This window comes from Amycolatopsis taiwanensis DSM 45107, assembly GCF_000519205.1.
Taxonomy (GTDB): Bacteria; Actinomycetota; Actinomycetes; order Mycobacteriales; family Pseudonocardiaceae; genus Amycolatopsis_E; species Amycolatopsis_E taiwanensis.
The window spans coordinates 1-8,436 of sequence record NZ_JAFB01000067.1; the positions used below are offsets into that span (position 1 = coordinate 1).

The window sequence follows — 8,436 nt, forward strand, 5'->3', positions numbered from 1 at the left end:
CACACAACACTGGAAGTGGATCAAGCAACGCTACCGCAGAAACAACAAGTGGTGTTCAGCACCGAACGGAGTGACACTCTTCGATCCCATATCGATGAAAATCGAACGCCACACCTGGCGCGGGAGCAAGATCGCCAACCCGTGGACCCACGCACTCCGAAACACCATCGCCTGACCGACTCGTGGAGAGCCGGATGCCGGGAAACTGGCACGTCCGGTTCGGCGGAGCGGCACGGGGAAACGACCCGGCGAAAACCGGGAACCGCGCCCCGTGCCGACTCCAACGACGTCGCCGACTGGGACTTCACACTCGACGACACCACCGGCGAACTGACCGTGACCACCCCGACCGGACGCACCCACACCACCCAACGCGACACCATCCTCAAACCCACCGTCGAAAATTCCGACAAGTCCACAAAGTATGACCAACCGCGTGACGACACCGCGGAGCCGCCATCCTGACCCCGAAAGACCCGGTTTCGGGCGAACCGTCGGGCGTGCACGGCGAGCAGCGTCTGTCAGGTCCAGCCGATAGTGAGTCAGGCGTGCTGGCTCAGTCCGCCGAAGTCGACCCAACATTCACCGTCCGGGGTTGAGCTGCGCGTGGTGAATGCGGAGCTGCGTGCGCCACTCGTAGAAGATCATGGCGAGTTCGTTGCGGAACAGCCGGCTGAGCGTGCGGGTGCCGGCTCCGATCATCCTCCCGTGTTCGGCCAGTGAAGAGTTGTCAACGGGGTTCTCGTACAGCCGCCGGGCCGACCCTCGCAGTCGATCGTCTTGTGGTTCCGGCAGGTGCAGCCGCTGTTCGTGTGCTTCGTGAAGTTCATCGACGAGGACGCGAAGGAGGCGAGACCGCGCGGAGCGACTGTAGCCAGGCACGGCGTCGTCGTTGGAACGATCGACGCACCGCGCTCGGTGTGAACTGCCAAGACGCCACTGGAGGCGTACAACAGGTGTCCTCGCGCGTGAGACTGCAGTCGACTTGTTCCGCCGGAAGGCCGAAGGTGCCGCCCGCCGGAGGGCCACATGCGTGACGTCACACCGGTCTGGCGAGGTTGGCGGCGAACAGGCATCAGTTGGCTTGACCGCTCTGCGGCCAGACGAGACGTGACGGTCTCGACCGCCAACCTCGACACCCACGCCGATGACGTGTTGCGATGCCCGGATCGCGCCTACATCACCAGCGCGACGCTGGTGGGCCACAGCTACGGCGGGTGGTGATCGCGGCTGCCAGCGATCGCGCCAGCGGCCGGGTCACACGGCTGGCCACCGTCGAAAATTCCAACATGTCCATAAAGGACGAGTAGCCTGGTAACGACACCGAGGAGTCGCCATTCTGGCACCGACAGACCTCGTTTCAGGCGAACTATACGCCGGCTCCAGCGTGGGCAGCTGGTTGATCACCATGGCGATCGGCGCCTGCTCGAGGCGGCAGGTCTGGTCACCAGCGCCCGTTCGGGGCGGGAGGTTTTGTACCGTGTCCGCCCGGAACCGCTGGACACATCAGCTCAATGGCTGGCCGAACGCGCCGCAGCCTGGGATCGCCGCCTCAACGCCATCAAACGCGCTGCTGAGGCAACGACACACGAGCAGCCGTAACAAGCTCACGCGGTCACAGGGCGGTCATGCCGGCGATTTTCCAAGCGCCGTCGACCTTTCGCGCCTCGACCTCGAGCGCCGCGACCGACGAGTTCTGCTGGTTGGTCACCGTGTTCAACGTCTGCTGGTCGACGAACACCAGCAGCCGCGCTTCCTCGGCCGTCAGCTCGCGCACGCCGATTGAGCCGATCGTGGTCGTGCGGATCAGTTTCTGGTCCACGGCTTGCTGTTTCGCGGCGGCGAAACTCGCCTGGTACTGGGAAACGGCCGCGTCGACGAGAAGGCTCGACGCGGCACGTTCGGTGCGGTCGAGGTTCGCGTAGTCGTAGGAGAACACCTGCTTGACCGCGGCGCCCACCTGGTCGCTGACCTCTGCCGTCGCCGCGGTGTCGGCCACCGCCACGTTCCCGCCGTGCGGTGCGCGTGCCTGGGACCACGCCCAGACCGACACTCCCGCGCCCAACACGATCATCGCCGTCAGTACCGACAGCACCGTGGCCCGGCGCCGAGCCATACCGTCGGTCATGACGCGGCCTGCACGGAGTCGACCTTCCAGCCGTCGGGTGTGCGCGTCAGCTCCGCGTTCAACCGGCTGCGGTTCGACGTTCCAGGCGCGCCTTTCGTGCTCAACCGCACGTCCAGCACCGCGATCACCCGCGCCGTGTCCCCCCGCAACTCCACGACCGCGGCCTGATCGACGGACGCGCTCGCCTGCGTCTGGTTCGCGGTGGCCCGATCCAACTGCGCCTGCCGGTCCTCGCCGAGGGTCTTGCCCAGTTCTCCGGTGGTGACCCGAATCCAGCGGTCCACCGCGGGCTCCGCCTCGCGGTAGTCGATGGTGTTCAACGTGACGAGCGCGTCGGAGGCCGCTGTGAGTACGGCGTCCCGATCCTGTACCCGGGCGGCGAAATCGTCGTGCGCGCTCCGCCACCAAGACCACCCGAACCAGGCCCCCGAGAGCACCGCCAGCACAGCGAGCACCGACAGCAAGCGCGTTGTCACGGCAGCCCCAGCAACTGCCCGATCCCACCGGCCGGGCGCCCGGAGCTGAGACCGAGCAGGCCGGGCAGCGGGGTCTGCGCGGCCGGGCCGGCTTCCGGCGCCGACTGCACCTGGACCGGCGACACGGGCTTACCGGCATATGGCGCGTTCTGTGCGCCCCGGACACCCGTGGCACTGCCGGGCGGCTCGGCGCAGTAGGCCGAACTGTTCGCCGGGACGTCACTGGTATCGCTGGCCGGACGCTGTTTCGTCGTCTCATAGCCCTTCGTACACGAATGCGGATCGAAGAAGTCGAGCACCAGCCCCAGATGGCCTTCTCCGTTCGAGCTCACGGAACGCGTGAACGCCGAGATCACCGGGAAGGCCACCAGCAGCTCCTCGATCGCGTCCGTGCGCACCCTGGTGATCTGGGACGTGGTGAGCAGGTTGGCGGTCAGCACCCCGAGATCGGTGCCGGACACGGAGATGATCTCGTCGATGTCGTCGGCCAGCCTCGGCACCTCGTCGATCACCTGCCGCAACTGGGGATCGGACGTCTTCAGCTGCGCGGCGATGGTCCGCAACCCCTGCGCCAGTGACGTGATGTTCGTGGCCTGACGCTGCTGCGTGGCCAGCACCGTCCTGCCGTCGGCCAGCAGCCGGGTGGTCTGCGGCAGGTTCTCGGTCGCCGCGGCGGTGAACGAGCCCGCGCTGTCGAGCAGCTGCTGGAGGTCCGGCCCCTTTCCGGCGAACGCGTCGTAGGTCTCGTCCACCACGGTCCGCAGATCCTGGGGGTCCACACTGGACACCAGCTTGTCCAAGTCGGACAGCAAGGTGTCCGGCGAGACGGGGATGGCGGTCCGCGACCGCGGGATAACTGAACCCTGACCCAGATATGGCTCGCTCTCGTGGTTCGGTTGGAGGTCGACGTACTGCTCGCCGACGGCCGAGCGGTCGGCCACCACCGCACGCGTGTCGGCGGGGATCTTCGGCGCGTCCGAATCTATGTCGAGGTCGACCACGACGCCCTGGTCGTCGAGATGCAGCGCGGTCACCTTGCCCACGTGCACGCCCCGGTAGGTGACCTCGGAGTTGACGAAGATCCCGCCGGAATCGGTCAGCTGCGCGGTCACCAGGTAGCCGCGCGCGCCGAGGAGCCGGTCGACCCCGGCGTACTTACCGCCGACGTAAACCACCGACAGCACCGCGATGAGCGCGAACGCGAGCAGTTTCGCCCGATGCCTCGTGGTGAACATCAGTGTCCCCCTCCCAGCAGGCTGCCCAGCAGCCCGCCCACGCCGTCGAGCAGCCCGGTGACCGACGGCGGCGCCACGGACGGCAGCGGCAGCGGCGGTGGGGCCAGGACGTTCGTGGAACCCGTGGGCGCGGGAACGGGTATCGACCCGAGGCCCGGGATCTTCCCGGCGTTCTCGATGCTCTTCAGGATCGAGTCGAGATCGAGGTCCACGCGCGCTTTCACGTTGGCGTAGTCGCCCTTCACCACGTCGCCGGCCACGTCCGGCAGCGGGTAGGTGGGCAGGATCTTCAGTGCGATCGGCAGGTTCGTCCCGGCGTCGGCCAGCTTGGTCAGCGTCGGCGCCAGCGCCCGCAGGTCGTCGACGAGCTGCGCCCGGCTCTGGTTGATCGTGTTCACCGCGACCCCGGACAGATTGTCCAGCGACTGCAGCATGCCGACCAACTGGTCGCGCTGCTGGTTGATCACCTGGAGTCCGGGCGCGAGGTTTTGCAGGGCGTTGCTCAGGTTGCCGGTCTGCGACACGAGTGTGCTGGACAGCTTGTTCAGCCCGTCGATGGCCCGGATGATCTGCCCCTTCTGGCCGTCCAGTTCGGTGGCCAGCTGGTCCACTCTGGACAGCAGGGCGCGCAGTTCGGCCTCGTTGCCGGTCAGCGTCTTGTTCAGCTCGCGGGCGATGTCGGAGAACTGACTGATCCCGCCGCCGTTGAGCAGCAGCGAAAGCGCGCCCAGTACCTCTTCCACCTCGGGGCTGCGGTTGGTCCTGGACAGCGGGATCGACCCACCGTCGGCGAGCGTGCCCGCCGGCGCTTCCTGGCTCTGTTGGGGCGCACGCAATTCGACGAACTTCTCGCCGAGCAGGCTTGACTGGCGCAGGTCGGCATAGGCGTTGCCGGGCAGCTTCACATCCCCGTTGACCGTCATGGTCACGATCGCCGATCTGGTGTCCGGCGCGAGGTCGACCTTGTCCACCCGTCCGACGGCGACGTCGTCGACCTTCACGCTCGCCTGGGGCACGAGATCGAGCACGTCGGCGAACTGCGCGGTGAGGTGGTAGGGGTGGTCTCCGACGTCGGCGCCGCCGGGCAGCGGCGTGTTGTAGAGACCGGAAAAACCGCCGGTGCCACAGCCGGCGGCGGTCAGCACACACAGCAACGGGACCACGAGAGCCTTGCGCGCCTTCATCGGCCGGCTCCCGGAATCGAGACGAGCGGCAGGAGCGGCAGCGGCGGGATCTTCCCGCTCGACATGTCCGCCGCGATCTGGGAGAGCGACGGTGTCTTCGCGATCCCGTCCACCACCGGTGCGATCGCCTCACACAGGTTGCCCACCACCTGAGGCAGGTTCGTCGGGGTCGACGCCTTGAGGAGCCGGCACAGCGTGGTGACGAACGGGTTGGTGAGCTCGTTGGCGTTGTAGCGGATCGCGATGCTGCCGGTGGCGGCATCGTAGGAGTTGATGAAGTTGGTCATCCCCGTGGGCGCGGTGTCGAGCACCTCGGCCAGCGCGGCCCGCTCGTCGACCAGCACCTTGCTCACCGACGCGAGCTTATCCACATTGGACTCCAGGAGACCCTTGTTCTCCTCGACGAAACTCTGCACGTCGCCCAGGGAAGAGCCCAGTGAGGACAGCGCCGCGCCGAAGTCGGCGGAGTCGTCGGCCAGGAAGCCCGTCACGTCGGCGAGCCGGCCGTAGAACTCGTTGAGCTGGCTGTCACTCTGGGCGAGCACGCTGGTGAAGGACTGCAGGTTCCGGATGGTGGAGAACAGATCGCCCTTGGAGTCGTTCAGGGTTCGCGACAGCTCGGACATCGCGGTCACCGTGTCCCCCAGGTTTCCGCCGTTACCGCTCAGGTTCTTCGCGGCCGTGTCGAGCAGCCCGGACAGCGCCCCGTTCGCGTTCGCCCCGTTGGGGCCGAGGCTGGTGGAAAGCTTGTCCAGGCTGCCGTAGAGGTCGTCGAGTTCCATCGGGGTCGCGGTGCGTTCCTTTCCGATCACCGTGCCGGAAGCCATCACCGGTCCGCTGTCGTAGGCGGGCGTGAGCTGCACGTAGCGGTCGCTCACCAGGCTGGGCGCGATCACCACGGCCCCGGCCCCGGACGGGATCGGCACGTCGGCATCGACACGCAGGTCCACGCGCACCGCGTCGCCCTGCGGAGTCACCCCGGTCACCTCGCCGACCTGCACCCCCAGCACCCGCACCGACGAGCCCGCGTACAGCCCGACGGTCTTGTCGAACATGGCGGCCAGGCGGGTCCCACCGGTATCGCGGAAGACCAGCCACAGGCCGGCGGTGAACAGCAGCGCGGCCACGCACGCCGCCGCCACCCAGGTATAGAACGTCTTCTGCGCTCTGGTCTTTATCGTCATGTCAGTTCCCCCCGCTCACACCCTGGTCGGGCGCGGAAATCGGGGGCGTGCATCCGTTCGGGTTGATCGAGATGCCGCCCGATTGCACCACCGGCGGGAGCAGCCCGCAGATGTAGCCTTCGAACCAGCGCCCGTTGCCGGTGGCGTTGGCGCCGACCCGGGTGAACGGCGCGAGCAGGGCGAGGCTGCGGCCGAGGTTGTCCTGGTTGCGCTGCAGAATGTCGGTGACCTCGCCGAGCTTGTCCAGGGTCGGTCGCAGCTGCGCGCGGTTGTCCGCGACCAGACCGGCCAGTTGCGCGGCGAGTTGACGTGTTCCGGTCAGCAACGCGCTGATCGCGTTCTGCCGCTGCTGCAGTTCGTCCAGCAGCAGGTTCCCGTCGTCGATGACCTGGCGCAGCTGGGTGTCCCGGTCGGCCAGGGTCTGCGAGAGCCGGCTGGTGTTGCCGAGCAGGTTCGCCAGTTGCTCATCCCGTGAGGACACCGTTTTGGACAGCGCCGTCAGCCCGTTGAGCGTGTCCTTCAACGGTTGCGGCGTGTTCTTCAGCGCGTCGGACACCGCGTTGAAGCTCTCCGCCAACTGCTGGGTGTCGATGTCGCCCACGGTCTGCGAGAGCTGCTGGAACGCGTCCTGGAGCTGGAACGGAGTGGTGGTGCGGTCCAGCGGGATGGGGTCGTCCGGGTTCTGCGCGCCCGGGCCCTTCGGTTGCAGGCCAAGGTACTTCTCGCCGAGCAGAGTCTTGATCCCGATCGACGCGGTACTCTGCGAGCCCACCCGGGTACCGTCCACTTTGAACTTCACCAGTACCTTCTTCCCGGCCAGCGTCACGCTGGTGACCTGCCCGACGCGCACACCCGCCACCTGCACCTCGTTGTCCGGCACCAGGCCGGCCGCCTCGGCGAAGTACGCCTGGTAGGTGGTTCCGGTGCCCAGCAACGGAATCTGGTCGGAGAAGTACGAAACGGCCGTCACCAGCGCGATGAGCACCAGCGTCACCGCGCCGACGGCGACCTGGTTCCGTTCACGTAGCGGCTTCATGAGGGCTTGCACCTCTCGGGCAGCTCGGTGGTCGGCAACGGGAGGATCGGCAGCGTGATGTCCAGCGACGAGACGCCGATCGTGCCGGTCAGGCCGCAAAGGTAGTAGTTGTACCAGCTGCCGTAGCTCAACGTGCGGGTGAACTTGTCCAGGTTGCCGGGCAGCTTCTGCAGCAACTCGTCCAGCAGCTGACCGGAGTCGGCGAGGTTTGCGGACAGCCGGCCGAGGCCCGCGATGTCGTCCTTCAGCGCTGGACGGGCGTCCTGCAGGAGTCCCGCCGTCACGCCGGTGAGGTCGGCCAGTGCGGACACCGCGTCGCCGATCGGCTGGCGCTGCTGGGCCAGGCCGGTCACCAGCTGCTGGGTCTGGTCGATCAAGGTGGACAGTTGGGGGTTGTGCTGGTTGACCGTGTCCAGTACCTGGTTCAGGTTGTCGATCACCTGCCCGATGACCTGGTCGCGGTCGGCGATCGTCGACGTGATCGACGCGGTGTGGGTGAGCAGGCTTTCGATCGTGCCGCCCTCGCCCTGGAACACCTGAATGATCTCGAACGACAGCTGGTTGACCTGCTGCGGGTCCAGCGCCTGCAACAACGGCTTGAAACCGTTGAACAGCACGGTCAAATCGAGCGCGGGCTGGGTGCGCTCCCGCGGGATCACGCCGCCGACGGGCAGTTGCGCGCTGTCGGCCACGTCGGTGCCCAGCGCCAGGTACCGCTGGCCGACCAGGTTGCGGTACCGCACGGTGGCCGTGGCGAGGCCGGGCAGCCGGTAGGCCGAGGAGACCTCGAAGTGCACCGCGGCGAGGGCGGCCTCGCCGTCGCCCTCGACCGTGATGCTGTCGACCTGGCCCACCTTCACCCCGGAAATCCGCACGTCGTCACCCACGTGCAGGCCCGAGGCGTCGGTGAACATCGCGGTGTAGCCGGAGGTCACGCCGAAGTTGGTGTTGGCGATCGTGGCACCGAGAATGCCGGTCAGCACCACCGTGACGGCGGCGAAGATCAGGATCTTGACCAGCGGCGCCGCTAATCCCCTCACTGCTGTCCCTCCGCGGGTCTGCGCGCGACCGCGATCGCGTCGACAGGGCGCTCCTTCCGAAATCGGGTCGCGTCCTCGGCCAGGGCGTCCCGCCGCCCCGATAAGGGGGTCTGGGGGCTTGCCCCCAGTCGGGGGCGTGGGGGCAGAGCCCCC

General features: G+C 67.4%; 9 protein-coding genes. 1 reads left to right on the forward strand and 8 read right to left on the reverse strand.

Annotated features, from left to right (window positions below; translation table 11 throughout):
- The first annotated feature begins 141 nt into the window (after positions 1-141).
- Complete coding sequence (locus A3CU_RS0134495; protein WP_027946071.1) at positions 142-465, forward strand: hypothetical protein; 324 nt, start codon at positions 142-144, stop codon at positions 463-465.
- A gap of 117 nt (positions 466-582) precedes the next feature.
- Here the strand turns inward: A3CU_RS0134495 and A3CU_RS54890 are convergent, their stop codons facing one another.
- The 8 genes from A3CU_RS54890 to A3CU_RS0134550 all read right to left on the reverse strand — a co-directional run bounded on the left by A3CU_RS54890 (position 583) and on the right by A3CU_RS0134550 (position 8,283).
- Positions 583-702, reverse strand: coding sequence for a helix-turn-helix domain-containing protein (locus A3CU_RS54890; protein ID WP_245617475.1), 120 nt, complete (start codon positions 700-702; stop codon positions 583-585).
- Positions 703-1,615: 913 nt separating this feature from the next.
- The gene (locus A3CU_RS0134520; protein WP_245617476.1) at positions 1,616-2,128 is read right to left on the reverse strand and encodes a hypothetical protein; all 513 of its coding nucleotides are present in this window, start codon (positions 2,126-2,128) and stop codon (positions 1,616-1,618) included.
- Positions 2,125-2,604, reverse strand: a complete 480-nt coding sequence (locus tag A3CU_RS0134525; RefSeq protein WP_027946073.1) for a hypothetical protein — start codon at positions 2,602-2,604, stop codon at positions 2,125-2,127. Before A3CU_RS0134525 ends, A3CU_RS0134520 begins: the two co-directional genes overlap by 4 nt.
- On the reverse strand, positions 2,601-3,839 hold the full coding sequence (locus A3CU_RS0134530) for an MCE family protein (protein ID WP_027946074.1): 1,239 nt from the start codon (positions 3,837-3,839) through the stop codon (positions 2,601-2,603). Before A3CU_RS0134530 ends, A3CU_RS0134525 begins: the two co-directional genes overlap by 4 nt.
- Positions 3,839-5,023 carry an MCE family protein gene (locus A3CU_RS0134535; protein WP_027946075.1) on the reverse strand — a complete coding sequence of 395 codons (1,185 nt, stop codon included), beginning with the start codon at positions 5,021-5,023 and terminating at the stop codon, positions 3,839-3,841. The genes A3CU_RS0134530 and A3CU_RS0134535 overlap by 1 nt, the downstream gene beginning before the upstream one ends.
- Entirely contained in the window at positions 5,020-6,207 is a 1,188-nt protein-coding gene (locus A3CU_RS0134540; RefSeq protein ID WP_027946076.1) for an MCE family protein, read from the reverse strand. The genes A3CU_RS0134535 and A3CU_RS0134540 overlap by 4 nt, the downstream gene beginning before the upstream one ends.
- Position 6,208: 1 nt before the next feature.
- Positions 6,209-7,243, reverse strand: coding sequence for an MCE family protein (locus A3CU_RS0134545; RefSeq protein WP_027946077.1), 1,035 nt, complete (start codon positions 7,241-7,243; stop codon positions 6,209-6,211).
- Positions 7,240-8,283 (reverse strand): MCE family protein, encoded by a 1,044-nt coding sequence (locus A3CU_RS0134550; protein ID WP_027946078.1) that lies wholly within the window; start codon positions 8,281-8,283, stop codon positions 7,240-7,242. The genes A3CU_RS0134545 and A3CU_RS0134550 overlap by 4 nt, the downstream gene beginning before the upstream one ends.
- Positions 8,284-8,436: the final 153 nt, after the last annotated feature.